Below are 22,544 nucleotides of genomic sequence, written 5' to 3'. Positions count from 1 at the left end.
CACGTTTCTGGATAATCATATCATTCTTTCATGAAATTGTGATTGGAACACCTTTAGGTACCTTGGAATGGTCTCCATGGTCTGAATCACAGGGAAGCTAAAGCAAATACGCATCCCAGCACCTTTTTATGGAACTCAAGCGTCTGCCATGGATCATATGTGTCCTCGTGGCAGACAAGATAATTGAGAAAGAAGAAAAGGACTGATATGGCCCAGATCTCTACGACGGGTCCATGCAAAATCCTCGTTCATATATCTGACGGCCACACCTTCTTGCGTGAAAGATATGAGGCAACCGAGATCGACCCTCACATAATTCGTGGCGTCTGCATTTATTATAGCATTGGTAGCTGGGCCCGATAGGCCAAATATATCCAAAGAGGACCTGAAGGTCAAAAAAGCTCAATCTGCCAGTCCATCTAGCGACCGACGGTCATCCCAAAGACCTGTCCCCGTCATTGAACCGTATCCTTCTGTGCCCACCATCGCAGAAGGGCTTGTTCCTGGATGCACCACATCTGCAAAGGGTCACCCTGTTCCTCACCTCGTAACGGCGCCCCTCCTCTGAGAATATCCTGACCCTTCCTCGGACCCAGATGGGTCCGCTCACCTCCTCCTGCGGGTCCTCGATGATCCCGATAGAGGGTTCGTAATCAGGCTCTAGCGGCTCATTGCTCCTTTTATCCCATATCACCAGCCGGCCTGAAGGGCATTTCATCGCAGAATCGATCGCGATCCCTTTTTCCTCATCATCCTCGGAGCTCTCAACGATCTCCCATGTGCCCCGGCCTTTATGACAGAACCGGGCTCCTGCACACAGATCCTCCGCGTCCGTCAGGACCAGGTCTTCGCCCGTCACTCTTATCGCAACATCAAGATACGGCAACGCGGATGCCGTCTCCTTACCATAGAACCTTTTCTTTATATGGGAACCATCGCAGAAAGGCTTCTCCTTTGAGCCTCCGCACCTGCAGAGCGAATATTCCTCTTGGGCAGGGTACCTATCGCCTTCCATCCAAGACTCTGGCTCATTGTCACGACCGACCAAGATGATCTGCTTGGAGAGAGGCAGTCCTCCTGAGACCAGATATGGGCCGTTCTTACTGATGACGACCTTCCCTTTCTTGCTCGGCCTCATTTCCTCAGTGTTCATCTGCCCTACCTCTTTCTAATCATTTGAGCACAGATTATTTTAAATCGATCGGAGAGAGGTTAAAAGGTCGCTACCGATCATGATAAAAAAATATCAGGGGCGACAGGCCCCTTTTCGAAGGACACGCTCATTCGTGATCGTAGACCCAGTTCATCTTCCGGCCCTTTGAGACCTTGTAGACCCAATATTCCTTGCCCTCGAACTTGAAAGGCTCAGGCTTTGCCCGGGGGTCGCCGAACGCATAGTATGGCGGGTTCGAAGGGTTGGCCCTCGTAACGCGCAGGTCGTTGTCCTTCTCCGATGCATACTTCTTCTTCAATTCCGGGATTATCTCGTCCGGAACATCGAAGGTCGTGGTCACTTCAACCATATCTTTCTCCTCCTTTAGGGGTGAAAAACCCCAAATTCCATTTCCTTAACAGGTATTAATAATCTAACTATTTTTAGGTGTTAATTGATTTATCTATCGTTGTTATTGTCAATTGTAAAGAATAATGCTATAATAAATTATTTTAATTTATTCAATAAATATATATTAATTTATTCTATAAAAATTTTAACGATATTCCCCCACCCTAAATAAGGTCACGAGATCAGAGGATCTTGAGCTCCCTTCCTACCTTTTCAAATGCCGCGATGGCAAAATCAACATCCTTCCGCTCCAGCGCAGCGTTCATGATGGTCCTTATCCTCGCCTTGTCCCTGGCGACCATAGGGAATATTATAGGCAATGCGAAGACCCCTTCCCGCATCAGGCCTTCGCTCATCCTTTTGGCCAGCGAGCTCTCGCCGACCATTATCGGTGTGATCGGTGTCTCGCTCTTTCCGATGTCGAAGCCCAAAGAGGTCATGGCATTCTTGAAATATCGGGTGTTCTCCCAGAGCCTCATGACATGTTCTGGCTCTTTCTCCAGCACATCGATGGCGGCGATGCATGCGGCCACCACTGCGGGAGGATGCGAACCGCTCAGTAGCCAGGTCCTCGACCTGTTCAAGGCGAAGTTGATGAGGTCCCTTGACCCTGAGATATGACCTCCTACGACCCCGAAGGCCTTGGAGAACGTCCCCATCTCAACATGGACCAGGTCCCGGGGCATTTTAAAATGGGAGACTATGCCGCGTCCGCCCTCTCCGAGCACGCCCTCCCCATGCGCATCGTCAACATAGAGCATCGCCCCATGCTCTCTCGCTGCCCTTGCGATCTCTGGCAAAGGGGCGATGTCCCCGTCCATCGAGAAGACCCCATCGGTTATGATAAGGATGCGCCTTGGTGGAGCGCTCTTTTTCTCTGCTTCTTCTAACTTCATCTTCAGGTCAGCAACGTCAGCATGCTTGAAGATCGCCCTCTCGGCCGATGACAGTCTGACCCCATCGATTATGCTGCCATGGTTCAGCTCGTCGCTTATTATAAGGTCCCCCTTTCCCACCAGCTGAGGTATGAGGCCTGCGTTCGCCGCGAACCCAGTCTGATACACCAACGAGGCCTCCGCCCCCTTGAACTTCGCCAGCCTCCTCTCGAGCTCCAGATGGAGGTCCATGGTCCCTGCGATAGGTCGCACGGACCCCGAGCCGGCCCCATGGGTCCTTATGGCCTCTATCGCCGCCTCCTTTACCCTTGGGTGGTTGCTCAACGAGAGGTAGTTGTTAGAGCAGAACATCAGCATCCTTTTGCCATCCACCATGCACCAGGGCGTGCTAGGTCCTTGCAGCTCGCGCAGTTTCCAGTCCAGGTCGTTCCTCACGAGCTCTTCGTACTCCTGCCTCAAGAATGATGTGGGGTCCCTCATCTCATCACGGCCATGAGAATGATGGCGGAAGGGCCGTCTTAACCCTTTCTCCTCAATCCAAAGGTCAATCTCTCTATCATGTCCCTTGTCATCCGAGAAAGGTCATAATCAGGGGACCATCCCCAGTCCCTTCTCGCGGCCGAATCGTCCAGCGACATCGGCCAGCTGTCCGCTATGGTCTGACGATGGTCCGGCTCATAGGTCACCTCGAGATCAGGTATGTGTTTTCTTATCTCTTCCACAAGCTCCTCGACCGAGAAGCTCATTCCAGTGACGTTGTAGCCGTCATGTCTGCGGACCTTTTCTGCAGGGGCTTCCATTATCCCTAATGTGCACTTGATGCAATCTGGCATGTAAAGCATGGGAAGAACGGTGTCCTTCCTCACGAAGCATTTGTACCTCCCATTCCTGATGGCATGATGGAATATCTCAACAGCGTAGTCTGTGGTGCCCCCACCTGGAAGGGTCTCTGAGCTTATGATCCCGGGGAATCTTACCGAACGGACATCCAGACCGAACTTCGAGTGATAATAGTTGCAGAGGAGCTCCCCCGATACCTTTGTGACCCCATACATGGACGTCGGAAGGAGGACAGCGTCCTGTGGCGTGTTCAGGCGCGGGGAGCTCGGCCCAAAGACCGCGATCGAGGAAGGCCAGAACATCTTCTCGCACCTGCAGGTCCTGCACGCCTCCAACATGTTGACGAGGGAGCTCATGTTCACATTCCAGGCGTACATGGGGTCCTTCTCCCCAATACCTGAAAGGATCGCAGCAAGGTGATATACGACCTCGATGTCGTGGCCCTTCACCGCCTCCATCACCGCGGCCCGGTCCGTCAGGTCAAGCTCGATGTAGGGGCCTGACCTCAGCATCTCCTCGCTCGGCCTCCTGCGGTGACCTGCGGCTATGACATTCTGGCCTCCATATCTTTTCCTAAGTTCTGGGACAAGCTCTGAACCGATCTGACCAGTGGCGCCAGTGACCAATACCCTCTTCGGACCTTCGCCCATCGGACCACTCCTGGGTGGTGAGGGCCGGTGGCCTTAAAAACCCTTTCCAAGTCACCATTGAGACCATCTCTTGCGATATCAGCGGCCCGACCTACGGTCCTATGGTGGTAAGGGACCTCGTCGGATATGTCGCCATAAGGAAAACCTCTATCTACCGACAGGTGCAAATCCCCCGCAGATGGCCCCTGTGTACCATCCGTCCGCCGAGGACCTGAAGCTGCCGGTCCGTCACTTCATCTCATTTCTTAACAGCATACCGCCGAGAAGGTTGATGTTGATATCGATCATCATACCGTTCCTGTTGCTCACAGCGATATCGCTGGCGCCTCTCGGTCTCAATGATGAGATGAGGTACTCCCTTGCCATCCTCGTTTGCGTTTCGACGTTATGGACCTTCGGGATGGTCCCTTTGGCAGTGACAGCCCTTCTCGTGCCGGTGCTTCTGGTCGGTTTTGGGATCTTCTCCCCAAAGGAAGCGCTTTCGCCGTTCGCCGACCCCGTGGTGTACCTGTTGGTCGGCGGATTGATCATCGCCGAGACCTTCCGACGCAACGGGATGGACAAGCGCCTCGCCTATTACCTGGTCCATGCAGCAGGAGGGGACCTCAAGAGAACGACCGTAGCCCTCATGGCCACCGCTGCCATCCTTTCCATGTGGATATCTAATACGGCGACCGTCGCCCTCCTCATCCCGGTCGTGACATCGGTGGCATCTCAGGCAGGGAACGATAGCAGGAAGGTCGCTGGGTTCCTTTTGATATCGGTGAGCATGGCGACCGCATTCGGCAGTCTGTCGACGATAGTGGGCTCTCCGACGAACGCAATAACCTCTGGGCTTTTGGCAAAGGAGATCAGCTGGACATTCATAGATTGGGCGGTCATAGGCGTGCCCGTCGCGTTGATGTCCTTGCTCTTGGCGTTACTCCTGCTGCCAAAGGTCCTTCGTCCGCCGAAGAAAAGGCTGGACATCGCTGAGGTCGATAGGATGAGGGAGAAGCTCGGCCCCGTCGGACATATGGAAAAGGCCATCCTGGTGGTTTTCTCGTTCACTATACTGGCATGGATGTTCGGAGAGGACATCGCTGATGTCCTGGGCATACCTGGCGGCCTCATGAACTCTGGCATAATCGCGCTGATGTCAGCGGTGGTCATGTTCCTCATAGGGGCTGTGCGTTGGGAAGATGCGAAGAACATCGCATGGGATGTTTTCCTCATCATCGGGGCCGGTCTTGCGCTCGGCGAGGCATTGGAAAAGACAGGTACCGCCCAATGGATGGGCGATGCGGTCTCATCATTTTCGGGAGGAAGTCCATTGCTCATCACCATGTTGATCTTCGCCCTCATAACGTTCCTTTTGACGAGCATTCTGTCGAACACCGCGACGGCCGCGATCCTTGTGCCGATCGCTATATCGACCTCCAGGTCCCTGGACATCGAACCTACCTATCTGGCCTTGGTCGTAGGTATGGTCGCATCGATCTCCCTGGTGACTCCGGTCGGCACTCCGCCAGTGACGCTCGCGTTCTCCACAGGGACATTCTCAAGGGCCGACCTGGCAAGGTCTGGTCTCGCGGTCGGTCTCCCGGTCATGCTCCTGATAGTCCTAACGGTCTATATGTTCGTCCTGGTGGGCATATTGTGACAAATCCCCTCAGCTAAGTTCGGGCGCTCGCTTCCGCAATCATGAAGAACCCTCGGGGGAGTAATATCAATTAGGTGAGCCGGATGGCGTCAGGAAACATGTTGGTATCGTACGACCACTATGCAAAGGGGCATGCAGAACAGGAGGTAAGGAGGAACATAGAGGAGGTCGGGGCACATCTGGTCAGCATCGAGGAGACCGATTTCGAGGGGCTTTTCGAGGTGCGAGTCAACGAGGACCCTCGTAAGGTGGTCTTCGATCTGAGGTCGATGTGCAAGGATTATCCAGAGAAGTTCATCCATACACACCATTGGGTCCCCATCACGACCTGGGTGCCTGCATATATCGATGAGATGGCCAAGGTGACCGCGGAATGGGGCAAGCTGATTGGAAAGAACGACAGGTGGATGCTCCATCTTCATAAGAGGCACGTTGGAGAACACTCTGCCGACCTGATAGAAAGATTGACCGCGCCGATCAATTCCGGGAAGGTCGATCTTCATGACCCGGACCTCATCATCGTCGTAGAGATCCTTGGGGACTGGGCGGGGATGGCGCTTCTCAAGAGATCGCAGATCCTAGATGTCGGCAAGATGAGAAGGGAGCTCGAAAGGGACATCCTCTGACCTTATGTTCGCCCCGCGGTCTTTCAGGCCAAGCCTTATGAGCGGTTAATTTTATAGTATATAATTAATAAATTAAGATAAAAAATAAAAAAAATATTTCGCCAATTGATGACCTGGCATCGCTCATTCGATCGACGGCATCACCTCTCTTTTCTTCAAGGGACCCCTCATCACCCGGTCCGGTGGATTATTGCTTTGGTGTGTTCCTACCACATCTGAATAGCCAAGGCCCTCCTGACGAAGGTATGATCGCAGCTCCGAGGTCCTGATAGGTCGATAGTGTGCGTTCCCCGCCACATAAGGTATCATCTGTCTCAATTAACACTATCACATCTTGGAGCTTTGTGTTTTACCCGCCTTAGGGCGGTAATATATATTTTGAACGCTAATGCGCTGTGTGATTGGTATGACGTCGAACATCGAGGCAAGGATCAAGGTCGATGAAGGTTCCTCTTTCCATATATTCACCGCACAGCACCCCGATTGCCGTATCAACTATTGGTGCAACGAGGTCAGCTGTGTCATGCTGGTCGAATCGAAGGATGTGGAGGACATAGAGGATTTTGAAAGGGAACTGGGGTTCTGTTCCAAGAACATCAAGAAGGCCAGACAGGGGGCCCGGTTAGAGATAATGTATGAACTGAACACGCCCAAGAAAGAGAGCATCAACGAGATCATCACACGCTCTGACTGCTGGTATCTCCAGCCTGTTGTGCTGGAGAGGGGATGGGAACATTTCACAGTATATGCTCTGAAAAAATCAGACATAGAGAGATTGGTGAGGGCGGCGAAGGAAAAGGGGATCAAGATAGAGCTATTGTCCATCAGAGAGAAGGAGATAAACGACCTCTGCAACGGCTCCCTCATACCGGCGAGCTCCCTTCATCAGGACATAACAAAGAGGCAGTTGGACCTCCTCAGGCTAGCATACGATGAGGGGTATTTCGACCAACCCGCCAGAATCACTGCCGATGAGCTGGCGGCCAAGGTCGGCCTATCAAGGTCTACCCTCGCCGAGCACCTGAGGAAAGCAGAGTACCGCCTTCTTAGGAACGCACTGCCTGCCATGCTCGTGACAAAGTCCCCATGATCCACTGCATAACTTAATCTCCTGGAGGGGATTTACCTCAAGAGGATCAGACCATGGACCCGGAAATCGGAACGATCAACCAAGACCTCAGGTCAGGGGACAGGGAGACGATCTTGAGGGCCCTGGCCGCGCTCTCATCGGTGGTCAAGGACGGGCGCATGGACATCTCCTCCATCGGGCCGTTGAACGACCTTTTGATGAGCGAGGACCAGGAGATCAAGAAAGAGGCCCTTCTCATCTTAGGGAAGCACGCGCTCAAGAAGGTCGGGGACGGGTCTTCAATACCTATCTTGCATGAGCTGTTGAGGGACAAGGACCCCGAGGTGCGGGAGAACGCCGCCTGGGCATTGGGAGAGATGGCAGGGTTCGAGGTCTGTGAGCTATGCACACCATATTATCTGACATTCCTTTTGAAGGACGAGACCGCCGAGGTAAGGGCCATGGCAGCGTGGGCATTGGGAAGGTTCGCCGAGAGGGTGGGCGTAGGCAGGAACGATTCCTTGGCCCTTCTCAAAACGCTACTAAACGACGAAAGCCAGCTTGTCAGAAAAGGTGCTGAGTGGGCCATCTCAAGGTTCAAAGAGATAGGTTTCGAGTGAAGGCAAATCACCATCCGATCTCGACCGCGACCTCGTTCCTCCTGAGAAAACCAGGTTTGAAAGGAGGGTCATAGCGCATAAGGATGGGGCGCCCTTTGATCACAATGTTGGCCTTTGCAAGGTCCCCCAACATCTTTCCGGTCATCTCGTCCACCCTCCTTTGGTCTGCGACGCCCTTGAACCTTAATACGGCCAAGGTCCGTGAGGGGACCTTGAGAAGCTTGACCCTTTCATCTAGCGGTCGAGGTGCGCTCTCTATAGTTATGCCGGCCTGAAGGATGAAGGCCATACCCCCATCCTCGTCGACCACCGGCGCCGTCATGGGCACCCTCATGCCCGTCACCTCCGAATGGACCGGTGAGACCATCTCGACCTTTGCCCTCGATCTGTTGTTGCCAGAGATGTAATCGAACAGAAGGGAGAAGGCAACATTCTCGCTCATCCCGAAGACCTTGGCGGTCACAAGCTCAGGATATCTTCTGACCTCAAGCTCACCGATCCTACCAAGTATCTCATAGTGCGCCCGCTCGACCATGATGAACAACTCCACCACCTTCCTATTCAAACTATCTACGATGACATAAGGGTCCGATATGGTCCATGAGCTTGTAGGAAGTCATCGGGAACGCCCAACGCCCGATAATATGGCTCCCGTCAATTCATGAGACCCCCGCTCAACCCCCCTCCAACCATGCTGTTGGAAAGCCTAGCAGGCCGATGATGTGATCATGAAGGTATGATGACGGTCTCGAGAGAAAACCAAGAAGCCCGACGCTTCTCTGAACGCAACCCATCTCAAAATCAAGGGGCATATTTACGTATTGATCCGATGAAAAAGGCATTGTGTTGGACCGATGGGTCTTTGAAGCGGGACAGATGCAAGTACAGATGAAAGGTGGTCATGGTCCTGTCAGGGTCTGCCATGTCAGATGAGGTCCCCCGACATCTGACATGCTCAGGCCCTCTGATCATCTCTACTTTCGCAATTATAATATTTGAGCCATGGGTAAAACATTTATCCTAACAATCGGTTTCAGCCAGGTAACGGTGTTATAAGATGGCCACCAGGATCGCGATCATCGGAGGATTTTTGGGAGCAGGAAAGACCACCATCATAAACAAGATCGCGAAGGCGCTGGTGGAAAAAGGCAGCAACGTCGCCATAATCACGAACGACCAGGGAGAGGCTTTGGTCGATACAAGATACAGCAGCGCGATGGGCATCGAGACCGCCGAGGTGCTCAGAGGATGCTTCTGCTGCAGGTTCCCTGATTTCATGGTCTCAGCCAGGAACCTTGTCGGGAAGCATGGTCCTGAGGTCATATTGGCCGAGCCGGTCGGCTCATGCACGGACCTGTTGGCAACAGTGGTGGCACCGTTGAAAGTGCTATACCCTAGAGAGTTCACGGTCGCCCCATTGATCATAATGGTGGACTCAGAACGCGTGATGTCCAAGGGATTCGACGTCCAGAGGATAGGGGATTACCTGCGCAGGCACCAGATAATGGAGGCCGAGCATGTCGTCCTTTCCAAGGTGGACAAGATAACGGCCGAAGAGCTGGAAGAGCTCAAGTATGTCATAAATGAGATAAACCCAAAGGCCGAGATCATCACATACTCTGCCATCACGGGGAAAGGGCTGGACAAGGTGATATCGGTCATACTTTCGGACAGGGTGAGCAACAAGTCCCCGGTCGACATCGATTATGATGTATATGCACAGGCAGAGGCGGAACTTGGATGGTACAATGGCACGTACCGATTCTCAGCGACCGAGAAGGTGGACTCATATGATCTTGCGACCAGGATCATGCACGGGGTCGTGGAGAAATACAGCACTGAGGACATAGCCCACGCCAAGGTGCTGATAGAATCCCCTAGGAACGTTGTGAAGATGAGCACTGTCCTGAACAACATCACGGTCGATGTTGTAAAAGGCTCTCGCTATGCAGAGGGGGACGTGGTCATGACGGTCAACGCCCGCATCGTCTCCTCACCAGAGAAGCTACGGGAAGTGATGAGGTGGGCAGTGCAGAGGAGCATGCAACAGATGGGCATAGCTATGGAGGGCTTCAATGATGATTGTTTTTCACCGTCCAGGCCAAATCCGACCCACCGGATGTCCGGCTAAACATGTATTCCCGGTCTTACCGATCTGAGCGAAAATTAAATATTTGATTTAAAAGTGTTATAGGTCAGTGCCTAGCAATTGCCGTATAGAGATCCAATACATCGACCCTGAGACCTATACCTCGATCGTCAACCACGCGATGCGGAAGGACATCCTGAAAGCACTTTATGTCATGACGAGGAGCGGTCCCATCACGAAGCAGCAGCTGGCAGACCATCTCCGGGTCGGATATCACCAGCTGGTCTATCAGCTGAATAACCACCTGAAGGATTTCTGGTTGGTCAAAGAGGAGCAGAAGGTGCGGGGGACCAGGATGGAGCTCATAGAGCCGACCTATCCGGACACAGTCTTCATATCTCTGGGCAAGGACAACGCCATTTTCCTGGTGGACCCGCTCGCGAACCTTTTCGGTCCATTGCACAAGGTAGGGGTCAGATGCGATGTGTGCACACCGCATGAGGCCAGGAGATGCGTCTCCTACGGTGTCCAGGGAGGTTGCTGCTCCACCTCTTTGTCTGAGACGGAGATGGCCTTGTTGATGTCCAATGGAAGGAAACCTCCCTTCAGGCTCCTGGACATGGCCATCATTTGTGCCTTCAGAGGTATACCCGGAGGTTCGACATGTTCTGTCGAGATCCCTTGCGACCATTGCGCGCTCACCAAGAGATTCATCGAGGTCCGGTAGGGAGCAGGCGATCATTTTTATCTATTAACGGGGTTTACGCTCTGTCCGGAGTGCTCTGATGCAAAGAACACGCTTCCTCATATTGGGCGGATACCTCGGTGCTGGAAAGACGACCTTGGCCGCAGCATTGGCAAGAGAGCTCAGATCGAAGCATGGTAAGAGCGTCGCTGTGATCACTAATGACCAAGGGAACGCTCTTGTCGATACGGCCTACATGAAGAATGCAGGCGTCGATGTCAGGGAGGTCCTCGGGGGATGCTTCTGCTCCCACTTCGATGATTTCATCAAGAGCGCGAGAAGCCTGGTCAATATGGAGAGGCCCGACATCATCATCGCAGAGCCCATCGGGACCTCGACCAACATCCTCTCCTCGGTGGTCGTGCCCCTCAGGGAGATGTATCCTGAGGAGTTCGAGGTCGCCCCCCTGTTCATAGTGGTGGACAGCTCCCGGGCCTTTGATGTCCTTGCCCGGGCCCAGACGTTCGGGCTCGGAGGGGGCAGGATCATCCCTTCGCACCAGGTGCATGAGGCCGAGGTCGTGGTCCTGACAAAGACAGACATGGTCGACAGTGACACCCTTGCCCTTGCCGCGGAAAAGATCGGTAAGGAGGTTCCGGGAGCGAAGATATTGTCCGCCAGTGCGAGGATGGGTACAGGCATCCGAGAGCTGGCCGAGGTCGTATTATCAAATGAGACCTCATCGAAGGCCGCACTGGGCGTGGACAACAGGCTCTTTGCCACTGAGAAGGCGTCGATGGGATGGTATTCGGGCACAGCAGAGCTCGAGGCCGGCCGGCTTGACCTATATGACCTTTCCATGAGGATAATGCAAAAGGTGGGGGAGACATTCGGGGGGGACAGGACCGGTCATGTCAAACTGGTGATGACATCTCCTTCGGCATCATTGAAGATGAGCTTGGTCGCAGACTCGGTCCAGGTGGATGGCATAAAGGGAGGCCGATATGCTGAGGGCCGCTTTTCGGTCATACTCAATGCCAGGGTAATGGCCCCTCCGGTGGAGATAAAAACGGTGATGGAGAGGGCGCTCAAGGACGCGTCAATATCTATCGGCGCGACGGTACGCTCATACTTGGACTCGGCGATACGGCCGGACCCTGAAAGGCCGGACCACTTCAGGAAATAACGGCGTTACGTTAATTGCCAGTATAGAATGAACAGCGATCACGTCGCTAAAAACGTCAATTTATTATAGATTTTCCGTTAATATTTCGAAATGCGCTCTTGGCGGAGTAAAGATAGGGGAGGCCACAATGGTCAACGTCGATCCGATGAACAAAAGGATCCTACGGTTGCTGGCGGCCGATGGGAAGATGACCTATAATGATATAGCGAAGAAGCTTCGCCGCTCCCCCTCGACTGTACGTGACAGGATAAGGCGTCTTGAGGATGACAAGGTCATACTAGGATATTTTGCAGTGGTCAACAACGAGCGGATGGGCATTAAGGCTGACGCCATAGTGTTGGCGAAGCTCAAAGAGGGCAAAGGGGTCGAGGACCTTAGGAAGATGAAGCAGGTGACGGGTGTCAAGGAGCTCCTCCAGGTAAGCGGTCCCAGGAGGGTGCTGATAAGGGTCAATGCGGTGGACAACAGGGCCCTTGAGGAGACGGTCTTCCAACATCTCGTACCTATGGGGCTGTGCGATGTGGAGCTACGAATAGTCCTCGAATCCGTCCAGGGACAGGCGTCCTTCTGACCTCAGATGTTCGTCTTGTCGTATTTACCGGAAAACGGTCTTGACGATGCGGGGACTATCATTGTCATCTCTTCCAGATCCCCGACCTCCACCTTGAAGTAGGTCCTGAACTCTTTGACAAGGTCCTCGACCTCCTTCCTTTCCTCATCCTTGATCTCAGCGATCATCGCGCCGGCCCCGAGCTGTTCCTCGGAGACCTTTCCCCTCACGAAGATGCGACCTCCATGAATGCCAGAGGCAATGTTGAGGCCCACCGGCGACCCAGCACCGGAACCGATCCCCAGGACCAGTATGGTACCGCCGGCCATGTACTCGCCAAGGTGGTCCTTGGCGGTCCCGCCGATGACAAGATATGGCCTCGTCTCACCATACTCCTTCATATGTATGCCGACGCGGTAGCCTGAGCTTCCCTGGATGAACATCTTCCCTCCTCTTGCGGATAGGCCGGTCACATCCCAGGCATTACCATGCACGATGATCTTCCCGGAGTTCATGGTATTACCCATCATGTCCTGGGCATTGCCGAAGACCTCGATGGTCGGTCCGTCCAGGAACGCCCCAAGATCATTACCAGGGGTCCCGTGGACCTCAATATAAAGGTCCTTCTTTGAGGCTGTGGCGGCGATGTACCTCTGCCCTGTGACATTCTCTATCACAATGCGCTTTGACCCAAGCTCCATCGCCTCCCTGATGGCTGCATTGAGCTCCCTGAAGTGCACTGGTCTCCCGTTCCTGTTGGCATTTATGATCGACACGCCGTTGCAGGATGTTATGAGATCGGACAAAGGTCTCCTCCTCAGCCCCATCAGCCCCACCCCTCACCGATATGTTTGACGCCCATGATCTCCGCTATCTTAGGGTTCGGCCCTTGGTATCTCAGCCTGTCACGGTTACCGACCAGGCTTTCTACGGAATCGATCCCCATGGCACCCATGACCTCTTTCAGCTCCTCGTTCCAGGCACTGAACAGTCGAACGACCCTCTGTGCCCCTACCTCAGGGTCAAGGCGCTGCATAAGGTCCTCCCTCTGGGTCGCTATGCCCCAGGAGCAGAGACCTCGGTGGCACTGTTGGCATACCCTGCATCCCAGAGCGACCATCGGGGCGGTCGAGACCATGGCCACGTCCGCTCCGAGGGCGAGGACCTTGATCATGTCGGCGCTGCAGCGGACACCCCCTCCAGCGCACACGGTGACCCTGTTCCTGAGCCCTTCGTCCGTGAGCCTTTTATCGACGACCGCCACGGCCACCTCGATGGGCAGACCTGCATGGTCCCTGATGACCCTCATCGATGAGCCGGTCCCTCCCTTGAAACCGTCTATAGTGATGAAATCCGCACCTGCCCTAACGACCCCTGACGCGATGGCGGCGACGTTATGGACGGCAGCGATCTTAACACCCACTGGCTTATTGTACTCCACCGCCTCCTTCGTCACCGATATCAATTGTGCCAGGTCCTCGATGCTGTAGATGTCGTGGTGAGGGTAAGGCGACAGTGCATCCGTGCCCAGGGGTATCATCCTTGTCTGAGATATGAGCGGTGTCACCTTCTCGCCAGGAAGGTGACCGCCATGACCCGGCTTCGCCCCCTGCCCTATCTTGATCTCCACCGCGGCGGCCTTCTTCAGATATTCAGGATTGATACCGAACCTTCCAGAGGCGATCTCGGTGCAGATGTGGTCGGCATATTGATAGAAGTCTGGATGCAGACCGCCCTCCCCGCTTCCAGCTATGATATTGAGCTCCTTTGCCGCCATAAAGAATGACTTCTGAGTGTTATATGAGACCGAACCTAGTGAAATATGCCCGATCATCAAAGGCATGTCCATCACAACGATGGGCTTTTCACCGCCCTCAAGGCGCATCACCCCGTTCTCTGAGACATCGACCTTGCCAGGTCTCCCTCCGAGCAGCGTTACCGTCTCCACCGGCTCCCTCAATGGGTCGATAGAGGGGTTGGTGACCTGGGCCGCGTCCAAGAGAAGGTCATCGAAAATGACAGGATGATCCCCATCGGTCCCGCAGGAAGAGAGTAGCACCCCTCCGCTCCCTGCCTGAGCATAGATGCCTCGCCTGATCCTCTCGGTCCAATTGCCATGAGGCGGGAACTGGCTGGGCACGGTCCTTATCTCCATGGAACTGGCTGGGCAGACAGAGATGCATCTTCCACATGCGACGCACCCACCGGCCGGCACCACCTTTCCGTCCTTAAAGTCCAAAGCCTGATATGAGCATTCATTGACACATCTTTTACAGACGCGGCAGGTGTTGTAGTTTATGACCGGTACGAACCTTTCTGGCATTTTTATATCTATCTTCTTTGGTCCGGTCTGGCTCATTCCCTCACCACCTTGAAAGGATGCTCGCTGCCGTCCCTCAGAATGCCTTTGCCGACCTGGGCCACAAATGGGCTCCCAGCGTTGGTCTGCCATGTTCTGGCGGTCTCATCGACCATCCTTATGGCGCACTCCTCGCTGGCGCAATAAGCAAGTCTATTATCTTCAGACTGCCCGACGAGCAAGGGACGCAATTTCTTTCTGTCCGCTAGAGCGATCAGCGTGGGGACCGGTTGACCTCTGGCGACGAGTATGCTGAACGGGCCGTTCAGGAACGCCTCCCTGTACGTGAACCTGAGCCACATCGCCAACCTTCTGCTCTCTGGGTCCATTAGCTCTATCTCCTTATAGGTCCACGGGGCCATGGCGAAGGCCGCGGCCGATATTGGGAGCTTATGTCTCCTCACCAAAAGGTCCCACATGTAGACAACGACCTCGGTGTCGGTCATAACCGTGCATCTATATCCCGCCATCTCGACCATTTTCCTGTTCACGCCATAAGATGTGATCTCACCGTTATGGCAGACGCTCCAATCTATCAAAGACAGAGGATGGGCGCCAGCCCACCATGCTGGCGAGTTAGTTGGGAACCTGGAATGGGATGTCCATAGGGTACCACTATACCTAGGGAGGTCATAGAATTCCGCTATCTCATAGGAGTACCCGTTCCCCTTGAACACCGCCATGTCCTTTCCGCTCGAGATGCACATGGCACCGTCGACCTGATCATTGATATGCATGACGAGGTTCACGACATGGTCCTCCTCCCCAGGGTCCATTCCGCCCACGGCCTCCTTAGACCTCCTGGGCTGGCAGAAGTATCGCCAGACAATAGGATAGGGAGGTCTCAGTGTCTTGACCTTCCTGGTGAAGACCTTCTCGTCCCTCATTATGGACATGTGCTCACCGAGGAGAGATTCAACCTTCGCTTTGGCATCCTCATCGTCGAAGAAGAACTGCATACAATAGTCCTCCCTGTTCTTCGGGAACAGACCATAGCAGGCATAACCGGCCCCAAGCCCGTTCTCTCTCTCCTCCATGATGGTGAGCATGGAGCGTATCTTGTCTCCCGCGACGGGCCTTCCATCCAGGGAGATCAATGCAGCGATACCGCATCCGCCCATCTGATAGCTAAGCCCGGGCGGTCTGGTGGCCACATATCGCACTGAGCCTAGGGGATAATCTCGAAGCCCGTTCAAACTTTGATCTGAAAAACCTCTGTCATCGGTCTGCTTCGTATCTTTCGATGTCAAACGCCCTATCGGTCCCTTGTTAGAGATATCCATCGCTCCACAGCTTTTCCTTGCCCTCAACCTTTGGGCGTCGCTAAGGTGTAGAGGGCACCAGAGCTTACGCCAAATCATGAAGGCCTTGGCCGCGTACAGCCCTGACAGCCTCGAAGAGGCCCTTATGTGGAGATGCACGCTTCCCCACAGGCCTTCATCCGAGCCCATCGAGCGATGTCCGCGCAGGGCGCATTACATAAACGGTATTATTTTAGCATTTTCATTTCACAGAAAGGCAGGAAATCATTAGATGAACATTTCGCATATAATATTTGAAATTGAATACTAAATTCGTTAAAATGTTGTGATTTTCGATGACATTCTCGATTTTTTAGGTCATTTATCTAATCATGTCCATACATCAACGAACTACCGGGGGCGATTCCTATGGGGACCTCATCAAGAGAACTGGGTCAATAGACTTAAGTCATTCACGGCCCATAACAGCCGCAACAGGCGTTGCCCCATGTCGTCCAACAGAATGACCTTTGTGCCTCAGCTCCCGGACCTGGACAAGATAAGGCAGATGAGGAAAAGGCTCAACCTTTCCCAAAGGGAACTGGCAAGCCTCGCGGGGGTGAGCCAATCCCTCATCGCAAAGATAGAGAGAGGGAGCATCGACCCATCATATAGCAATGTGAGGAAGATCCTTTACGCATTCGAGGACGTGATAAGGAAGAGGAAGACAGAGGGCGTGAGGTCGGGCGGTCAGCTCACGGTCGGGGACCTTGCTACAAAGGGTGTGGTCAGCGTCTCTCCTGACCAGACCATCGGTGAGGCGACGGAGAAAATGATGAAGGGCCGCTTCACGCAACTGCCGGTCATGGTCGGAGAGAAGGTCGTAGGGGCCCTCACCGATGACAGGCTCAGGGATTATACCATAGAGGCCACCAAAAACAGGACAAAGACCTATGAAGAGGTCATGCGGACAAGGGTCGAGGAGATGATGGGAGAGCCGTTCCCGATCCTCAGCGAGGACACACCGATCGATGTGGCATCTCTCCACCTTCAAAGGGAGGAGGCCATCCTAATTTCGAGGAAGGGCGCCATCGTGGGGATCCTTACGAGCGCGGACTTCCTGAACCTGGGCCTGAACCAATGAGCTTTGAGACAGGTCGCCATCGATATGAAAAAGAAAGAGCTGGAAATGGAATTGCAAAAGGTGAGGCCCTTCGTGCGTCCCAGGGCGGACCTCGAGCAATACCCCACATCGGCCACTATAGCCGCCGAGATGGTCTTCACCGCATATGCCAGAGGCGATATCGAAGGCAGAACGGTCCTGGACCTCGGATGCGGTACCGGGGTCTTGTCGGTCGGCGCCGCCCTTATGGGGGCGACCAGGGTCATCGGTGTCGAATTGGACGAAGGGGCACTCGCCATCGCGAGGGACAACGCCCTGGCCGCCGGGGTGGAGATCGAACTGATGAAGGGGGATGTGGGATGCTTCCAGGGCAGGGTGGATACAGTATTGCAGAACCCACCTTTCGGCTCTCAGAACCGCAATGCGGACAGGCCGTTCCTCGACAAGGCCATGGCCGTCGCCGACGTGGTCTATTCATTGCATATGAGCGAGACCATCGGTTTCCTGGCGCAATATGCCAGCGAGAGAGGGTTCGTGATAGAGTTCCAGAAAAGGTTTAAATTTGACATCCCTCATACATTCGCGTTCCACAGGAAATCAAGGAAGAGCTTTGACGTTTCGTTCCTATGTTTCCGCAGATGCGGTGAGCCATTATGAAAGAGAAGAGGAGGGTGATTCCCGGCGAGGAGGTCGCCGAGGTAGAAGAATATATCCCATCAGAGGGGACGTACGAAGAGGACGGTAAGATCTATGCCGCCCTATATGGAGAGCTTGAGCTCGACAACGAGGAAAGGACGGCAACGGTCAAGGCAAAGAACCCAATGACCAATCTGAAGCAAGGGGACCACGTCTTCTGCGTCGTCACGGACGTCCGAGCATCCATGGCGATATGCGACGTTGTCGCCGTGGAAGGGAAAAAGCGAGAGATCACCGGGGACACCAACGGCACGATCCATGTATCAAAGATGTCGCAGGACTATGTCCAGGATGCCACAAAAGAGATGAGGCCGAGCGACATAATAAGAGCAAAGGTCCTACAGACAAGGCCATCGATCCAGCTCACAACGGCCGGGCCCCATCTTGGCGTCATCAAGGCCCTTTGCAGGAAGTGCAGGCATCCCCTGCTCAGAACGGAGAAGGGCCTATACTGCAACAATTGCGAGAGGTCGGACTATAGGAAGCTCGCCGATGATTATGCCTCGGTGGAGTTCTGACCGATGAAACATTTTTCTGTCGATGACGGTTGAAAAGGGGGCGTAGAATGGACAAAGACCATGAGGATCTTGTCAAGGAGATCCGGGAGCTCCGCGAGGAGATCAGGCAGATGAAGGAGATCGTTGGAGTGCTCTTCAGCATGATCACCGAGGCGGAAGATGAAGAGGAAGGGATCGGTCTGTTCCCCAATGGAATGGAAATCCCCAGGATGAACAACTGAGATGAAGGTAGTTGCGCTATTGTCCGGCGGCATCGATTCGCCGGTCGCGGCATACATGATGGCGCGCCAGGGCGTTGAGGTCATGGCCCTTCATATGGACAACAGGCCTTACTCGTCTGAGGGGAGCGTCATAAAGGCTGCAAGGTTGGCCAAGATCGTCGGCAGTTCCTCCGGTGGAAAAGTGGATTTCTATTTCGCCCCGCATGGAAGGAACCAGGAGATCAATTCCCGCATGTGCACCAGGTCCTATCAGTGCGTCCTTTGCAAGAGATTGATGCTGAAGGTGGCCAAGGCGGTGGCACTGAGGTACGGTGCGGTTGCGATAGTCACGGGAGAATCGCTCGGCCAGGTGGCATCTCAGACCCTTCAGAACATCAGGTCTGAACAGGCCGGTCTTGGCTTCCCTGTGCTAAGGCCTTTGATAGGTCTTGACAAGCTTGAGATTGAGGCGATAGCTAAGAGGATCGGCACCTACGAGGTCTCGATCTCAGGGATAGAAGGGAAGGCCTGTACGGTCCTGCCCGACCACGTGGTGACCATGGCATCTGAGGAGAATGTCATATCTGAGGAGGCGAAGGTGGACATCGAGGAGATGATCTCCTATGCCGTCAACAACATGAAGGACATCAGAGCTCTGGATACATCGAACAGCTGAGCCCCTCCTCGGGGTCGTAGATCATCGAGCTAGTTATCCTATTGATATATCTGGCCTGCACACGGGATATGAACAATGTGCGGTCGCCGCACTTTATCCTCAGGTCGCTCTCCTTCGGTGGCTTGATGGATATCGGGATGATGATGGGTCCCGAGCACGATGTCGAAAGACGCTGGTCCTCACTGGACCTTTTGACGAACTCAACGACCTCAGGGTCGACAACGATGTTCATCTTATCCGAATGGCGACAGGAAAAGTTGTATTTAACATGAGCGCAGTTAATGACGAGAATCTGGTATGAAAAGAAAGGTCGTTCTGGACACCTCTGCCCTCTTCTCGATGGAGGACATCCCAACAGGGATCGAGGCATATACCACCTATGCGGTGCTTGAGGAGCTTGATAAGTACGGTGACAGGAGGGCAGCATTCCTAGAGCACAAGCTGAAGGTGGCATCTCCCTCTTTTTCATCGATGGTGCCTGTAGAGGAGGCGGCAAGGACGACAGGTGATATGTCCAGACTTTCTCCTACTGACCGAGAGCTCATCGCCCTGGCGCTTGAGATCGGGGGAGAGATATGGACAGATGATTATTCGATACAGAATGTCTCAGAGGTCCTTGCGGTGCCTTATCGTCCGATCGGGGCCGGAGGGATCAAGAAGGTGATAAAATGGAAACATCGATGTTCTGGATGCGGCAAGGTCTATCAGGACGACCTCCCTGATTGTCCGATATGCGGGGGCCAGCTCAAGACCTACAAGGGCAAGAGAAAATAGTCATCACTTGGACCCTAGCTCAGCAGACCTTTTGGCGCCGGCCTCTATGGCATCGATGATAAGGCCACGGAAGCCCCCCTCCTCCAACACCCTGATGCCCTCTATCGTCGTACCAGCGGGAGATGCGACCATGTCCTTCAGCTCCCCTGGATGTTTCTTCGTCTCGAGGACCGTCTTCGCCGAACCGAGAAGGGTCTGCGCGGCCAACATGACCGCCACATCCCTCGGCAGGCCTGAAAGGACCCCCCCGTCCGCCATCGCCTCGATCATCATGTAGACGTAGGCGGGGCCCGACCCGCTCAGGCCGGTGACCGCGTCGAGGAGCTTTTCCTCGACAGGATATGCTATGCCCACTGAATCCAAGATCCTCTGTACCAGGGCCATGTCCTCCTTCGTGGCCGACCTCCCCTTCGAAAAGGCGGAGGCGGAGGCCCCGACCAGGCAGGCCTGGTTCGGCATGACCCTCACCACCCTCACCGCCGGGTCCAACATGCCTTCGATGGTGGAGATCTTCACTCCCGCCGCGATCGATATAAGAAGGTGTCTGCCGTCCATGTCGGCCTTGACGTCCCTCATGACATCTGGCACCTGCTGTGGTTTCACGGCCAATATGACAACGTCCGCGGAACGCACGACCTCAGGGTTGCTATCTGTCACCTTAATTCCATAGGTCTTATGGATGAACTCTCTCCTTGGTCCCCAGATCTCGCTCGCTATTAGCTCTTCTGGATCGGCGAGCTTCGCTGCCATAAGCCCCTTCATGAGGGCCTCTGCCATGTTGCCGGCCCCTAAGAATCCTATCTTCATCTTGATATCTCCCCTAGCGATGTGGACATTCCGTGGACCGCCATATGCCCAACACGATATATAACCACTGCATGTCCCGTTCACTCCAGGAGCGATAGGATCGCCTTCATGAAGGACGGAAGGTCCTCCGGCCTTCGGGACGTCACAAGGTTCCTGTCAACGACCACCTCATCATCGATGAATCTGGCACCAGCATTGATGATATCATCCTTGATCGAATGGAAGCAAGTTGCCTTCCTTCCCTTGAGGATATTCGCCGAGACCAGGACCGATGGCCCATGGCATATCGCGGCGACCAACTTTCCCGAGTCAAACATCCTTCTGACGAACTCGTTCATGTGAGGATGTCTTCTGATCCTGTCCGGGGCGAATCCTCCAGGGATCACCACAGCGACGAAGTCATTGAACTTTGCCTTGTCGACGTCAAGGTCCACCACCGCCTCATAGCCATGTTTGCTCTTGTAGACCTTCTTGGTTCCTGGACCAACGATGATCGGAACATAACATGCCTCTTTCAACCGATAATATGGGTACCAGAGCTCGAGGTCCTCATAATCGTCCTCGACCAAGATCGCTATCTTGTCCGACACGCCCTTTGTTTCCATTATTGATAATAAGGGAGGCAGGGGTTCATAATGCTTTTAGATCACGCCCGACATATTTTTATTCAGATAGTAGAATTCAATATCCTCATTTTGAGAGCCATCATTCCAAGAATAAACGATAATTAATGGCAGTTCCGATGGTCTTTTCTGCGTTCAATTTATATAAGGTTACATTATTCGGGATGCAATGCTCGTAGACGATTATTATCCGGTTGCACTCTTCGCGCTCGTCTCGTTGCTGTTCCCGGTGTTGGCGTTCTACGTGTCTCGGTTCTTCCGACCCACGAAGTACACCACGTTACGGGACAGCACCTATGAGTGCGGCGAAACGCCTATCGGACAAGCACAGATCCAGTTCCATGTCCAATTCTATATCTACGCAATCATTTTCGTGGTGTTCGACATCGTGACTGTATTTTTATTGATCTGGGCTTTGGCCTTTGACTCGTTCGGGATCGATCCTGACAATCTGTTGAACAACCTGCCCCTGGTCTTTGCTGCCTTCTTCACCGGCATCATGCTCCTAGGGGTGTACTACGCGATCAAAAAGGAGAAGATACTATGGATCTAAGCCTCGCACCGCATGCGATCGCGATGACCGCAAAGGAATTCCAGATATGGTCCAAGAACTTTGTCACCGAGACGCTGAGGGCCTCCGGAGTGAAGAAAGTGGTGGACGGGATCACCGCCCCGATATGGGCATGGGGGCAGAGGAACGCCATCTATCCTCTGCACTTCGGTATCGCCTGCTGCGCCCTTGAGATGGCCGCCGCCTCCGCCTGCAGATGGGACGCCGAAAGGCTGGGACTTATCTATAGGTCCTCCCCAAGGCAATGCGATGTGCTGCTCGCCAATGGCTGGATATCCCAAAAGCTACGTCCTTCGTTGAGGAGGCTCTACGAGCAAATGCCTGAACCCAAGTGGGTCGTGGCCATGGGAGAGTGCGCGGTCTCTGGAGGACCCTGGTATGACGCATACAATGTCGTGCAGGGCCTGGACACCTTCATACCGGTCGACATTTATATCCCGGGCTGTCCGCCCCGCCCGGAGGCGATGATAGACGCATTCCTGATGCTCAACCGCAAGATAACAGCGGAGCAGAAGGGAACGTTCCTGGACTGAGGTGAG

At 54.0% G+C, this 22,544-nt stretch carries 27 protein-coding genes; 16 read left to right on the top strand and 11 right to left on the bottom strand.

Annotated elements, in window-relative coordinates; all coding sequences use genetic code 11:
• Positions 1-433 precede the first annotated feature (433 nt).
• The 4 genes from HPY73_03745 to HPY73_03730 form a co-directional block, all read right to left on the bottom strand.
• Positions 434-1,138, bottom strand: coding sequence for a CDGSH iron-sulfur domain-containing protein (locus HPY73_03745; protein ID QLH75646.1), 705 nt, complete (start codon positions 1,136-1,138; stop codon positions 434-436).
• A 142-nt stretch (positions 1,139-1,280) separates the two neighbouring features.
• Entirely contained in the window at positions 1,281-1,523 is a 243-nt protein-coding gene (locus tag HPY73_03740; GenBank protein QLH74649.1) for a hypothetical protein, read from the bottom strand.
• Between the two features lie 223 nt (positions 1,524-1,746).
• A complete protein-coding gene (locus tag HPY73_03735; GenBank protein ID QLH74648.1) occupies positions 1,747-2,940 on the bottom strand; it encodes a glycine C-acetyltransferase in 1,194 nt (397 codons plus the stop codon).
• 38 nt (positions 2,941-2,978) lie between these two features.
• Positions 2,979-3,950, bottom strand: coding sequence for an NAD-dependent epimerase/dehydratase family protein (locus tag HPY73_03730; GenBank protein QLH74647.1), 972 nt, complete (start codon positions 3,948-3,950; stop codon positions 2,979-2,981).
• A 178-nt stretch (positions 3,951-4,128) separates the two neighbouring features.
• Between HPY73_03730 and HPY73_03725 the strand changes: the two genes are divergently transcribed.
• The 4 genes from HPY73_03725 (at position 4,129) to HPY73_03710 (ending at position 7,907) form a co-directional block, all read left to right on the top strand.
• Positions 4,129-5,592 carry an SLC13/DASS family transporter gene (locus HPY73_03725; GenBank protein QLH74646.1) on the top strand — a complete coding sequence of 488 codons (1,464 nt, stop codon included), beginning with the start codon at positions 4,129-4,131 and terminating at the stop codon, positions 5,590-5,592.
• An 83-nt stretch (positions 5,593-5,675) separates the two neighbouring features.
• Positions 5,676-6,218, top strand: a complete 543-nt coding sequence (locus tag HPY73_03720; GenBank protein QLH74645.1) for a hypothetical protein — start codon at positions 5,676-5,678, stop codon at positions 6,216-6,218.
• A gap of 406 nt (positions 6,219-6,624) precedes the next feature.
• Positions 6,625-7,308 (top strand): helix-turn-helix domain-containing protein, encoded by a 684-nt coding sequence (locus HPY73_03715; GenBank protein ID QLH74644.1) that lies wholly within the window; start codon positions 6,625-6,627, stop codon positions 7,306-7,308.
• Positions 7,309-7,361: 53 nt separating this feature from the next.
• A complete protein-coding gene (locus HPY73_03710) occupies positions 7,362-7,907 on the top strand; it encodes a HEAT repeat domain-containing protein (protein ID QLH74643.1) in 546 nt (181 codons plus the stop codon).
• Between the two features lie 7 nt (positions 7,908-7,914).
• Here the strand turns inward: HPY73_03710 and HPY73_03705 are convergent, their stop codons facing one another.
• Positions 7,915-8,457, bottom strand: coding sequence for a heme-binding protein (locus HPY73_03705; GenBank protein ID QLH74642.1), 543 nt, complete (start codon positions 8,455-8,457; stop codon positions 7,915-7,917).
• 507 nt (positions 8,458-8,964) lie between these two features.
• Between HPY73_03705 and HPY73_03700 the strand changes: the two genes are divergently transcribed.
• The 4 genes from HPY73_03700 (at position 8,965) to HPY73_03685 (ending at position 12,438) form a co-directional block, all read left to right on the top strand.
• A complete protein-coding gene (locus tag HPY73_03700; GenBank protein QLH74641.1) occupies positions 8,965-10,038 on the top strand; it encodes a hypothetical protein in 1,074 nt (357 codons plus the stop codon).
• Positions 10,039-10,105: 67 nt separating this feature from the next.
• Positions 10,106-10,723 (top strand): hypothetical protein, encoded by a 618-nt coding sequence (locus HPY73_03695; protein ID QLH74640.1) that lies wholly within the window; start codon positions 10,106-10,108, stop codon positions 10,721-10,723.
• Positions 10,724-10,781: 58 nt separating this feature from the next.
• On the top strand, positions 10,782-11,867 hold the full coding sequence (locus tag HPY73_03690) for a hypothetical protein (GenBank protein QLH74639.1): 1,086 nt from the start codon (positions 10,782-10,784) through the stop codon (positions 11,865-11,867).
• A 127-nt stretch (positions 11,868-11,994) separates the two neighbouring features.
• Positions 11,995-12,438, top strand: coding sequence for an Lrp/AsnC family transcriptional regulator (locus HPY73_03685; GenBank protein ID QLH74638.1), 444 nt, complete (start codon positions 11,995-11,997; stop codon positions 12,436-12,438).
• Positions 12,439-12,440: 2 nt separating this feature from the next.
• Here the strand turns inward: HPY73_03685 and HPY73_03680 are convergent, their stop codons facing one another.
• The 3 genes from HPY73_03680 to HPY73_03670 are packed head-to-tail and all read right to left on the bottom strand — an operon-like array spanning position 12,441 to position 16,227.
• The gene (locus HPY73_03680) at positions 12,441-13,244 is read right to left on the bottom strand and encodes a hypothetical protein (GenBank protein QLH74637.1); all 804 of its coding nucleotides are present in this window, start codon (positions 13,242-13,244) and stop codon (positions 12,441-12,443) included.
• Positions 13,244-14,740, bottom strand: coding sequence for an FMN-binding glutamate synthase family protein (locus HPY73_03675; GenBank protein QLH75645.1), 1,497 nt, complete (start codon positions 14,738-14,740; stop codon positions 13,244-13,246). Before HPY73_03675 ends, HPY73_03680 begins: the two co-directional genes overlap by 1 nt.
• A gap of 32 nt (positions 14,741-14,772) precedes the next feature.
• Positions 14,773-16,227, bottom strand: coding sequence for a hypothetical protein (locus tag HPY73_03670; GenBank protein ID QLH74636.1), 1,455 nt, complete (start codon positions 16,225-16,227; stop codon positions 14,773-14,775).
• Between the two features lie 298 nt (positions 16,228-16,525).
• Here HPY73_03670 and HPY73_03665 point away from each other — a divergent pair, with 298 nt between their 5' ends.
• From HPY73_03665 to HPY73_03645, 5 genes are read left to right on the top strand one after another with little or no spacing between them, the layout of a single operon-like run.
• Positions 16,526-17,161 carry a helix-turn-helix domain-containing protein gene (locus HPY73_03665; protein QLH74635.1) on the top strand — a complete coding sequence of 212 codons (636 nt, stop codon included), beginning with the start codon at positions 16,526-16,528 and terminating at the stop codon, positions 17,159-17,161.
• A 24-nt stretch (positions 17,162-17,185) separates the two neighbouring features.
• Entirely contained in the window at positions 17,186-17,797 is a 612-nt protein-coding gene (locus HPY73_03660; protein ID QLH74634.1) for a methyltransferase, read from the top strand.
• Positions 17,798-17,814: 17 nt separating this feature from the next.
• Entirely contained in the window at positions 17,815-18,354 is a 540-nt protein-coding gene (locus HPY73_03655) for an exosome complex RNA-binding protein Csl4 (GenBank protein QLH75644.1), read from the top strand.
• A 47-nt stretch (positions 18,355-18,401) separates the two neighbouring features.
• Positions 18,402-18,575: a hypothetical protein gene (locus HPY73_03650; GenBank protein QLH74633.1), complete on the top strand. Its 174-nt coding sequence runs from the start codon at positions 18,402-18,404 to the stop codon at positions 18,573-18,575.
• Position 18,576: 1 nt separating this feature from the next.
• Positions 18,577-19,230 (top strand): 7-cyano-7-deazaguanine synthase, encoded by a 654-nt coding sequence (locus HPY73_03645; GenBank protein ID QLH74632.1) that lies wholly within the window; start codon positions 18,577-18,579, stop codon positions 19,228-19,230.
• On the opposite strand, the gene HPY73_03640 is transcribed toward HPY73_03645, so the two are convergent.
• Positions 19,202-19,462 (bottom strand): hypothetical protein, encoded by a 261-nt coding sequence (locus HPY73_03640; GenBank protein QLH74631.1) that lies wholly within the window; start codon positions 19,460-19,462, stop codon positions 19,202-19,204. The two genes, HPY73_03645 and HPY73_03640, sit on opposite strands and share 29 nt — an antisense overlap.
• Positions 19,463-19,527: 65 nt before the next feature.
• On the opposite strand from HPY73_03640, the gene HPY73_03635 reads away from it, so the two are divergent.
• On the top strand, positions 19,528-20,004 hold the full coding sequence (locus HPY73_03635) for a nucleic acid-binding protein (protein QLH74630.1): 477 nt from the start codon (positions 19,528-19,530) through the stop codon (positions 20,002-20,004).
• Between the two features lie 3 nt (positions 20,005-20,007).
• Here HPY73_03635 and proC read toward each other — a convergent pair whose 3' ends face one another.
• Together proC and HPY73_03625 are read right to left on the bottom strand one after the other, a co-directional pair.
• Positions 20,008-20,811: a pyrroline-5-carboxylate reductase gene (gene proC / locus HPY73_03630; protein ID QLH74629.1), complete on the bottom strand. Its 804-nt coding sequence runs from the start codon at positions 20,809-20,811 to the stop codon at positions 20,008-20,010.
• Between the two features lie 80 nt (positions 20,812-20,891).
• Positions 20,892-21,416 carry a type 1 glutamine amidotransferase gene (locus HPY73_03625; protein QLH74628.1) on the bottom strand — a complete coding sequence of 175 codons (525 nt, stop codon included), beginning with the start codon at positions 21,414-21,416 and terminating at the stop codon, positions 20,892-20,894.
• 187 nt (positions 21,417-21,603) lie between these two features.
• Here HPY73_03625 and HPY73_03620 point away from each other — a divergent pair, with 187 nt between their 5' ends.
• Positions 21,604-21,987, top strand: coding sequence for an NADH-quinone oxidoreductase subunit A (locus HPY73_03620; protein QLH74627.1), 384 nt, complete (start codon positions 21,604-21,606; stop codon positions 21,985-21,987).
• Complete coding sequence (gene nuoB / locus HPY73_03615; protein ID QLH74626.1) at positions 21,978-22,538, top strand: NADH-quinone oxidoreductase subunit NuoB; 561 nt, start codon at positions 21,978-21,980, stop codon at positions 22,536-22,538. The genes HPY73_03620 and nuoB overlap by 10 nt, the downstream gene beginning before the upstream one ends.
• Positions 22,539-22,544 lie beyond the last annotated feature (6 nt).

The sequence above is a fragment of the Methanomassiliicoccales archaeon genome, from assembly GCA_013415865.1.
Taxonomy (GTDB): Archaea; Thermoplasmatota; Thermoplasmata; order Methanomassiliicoccales; family UBA472; genus MVRC01.
This window is presented reverse-complemented; position numbering and strand designations above follow the sequence as displayed.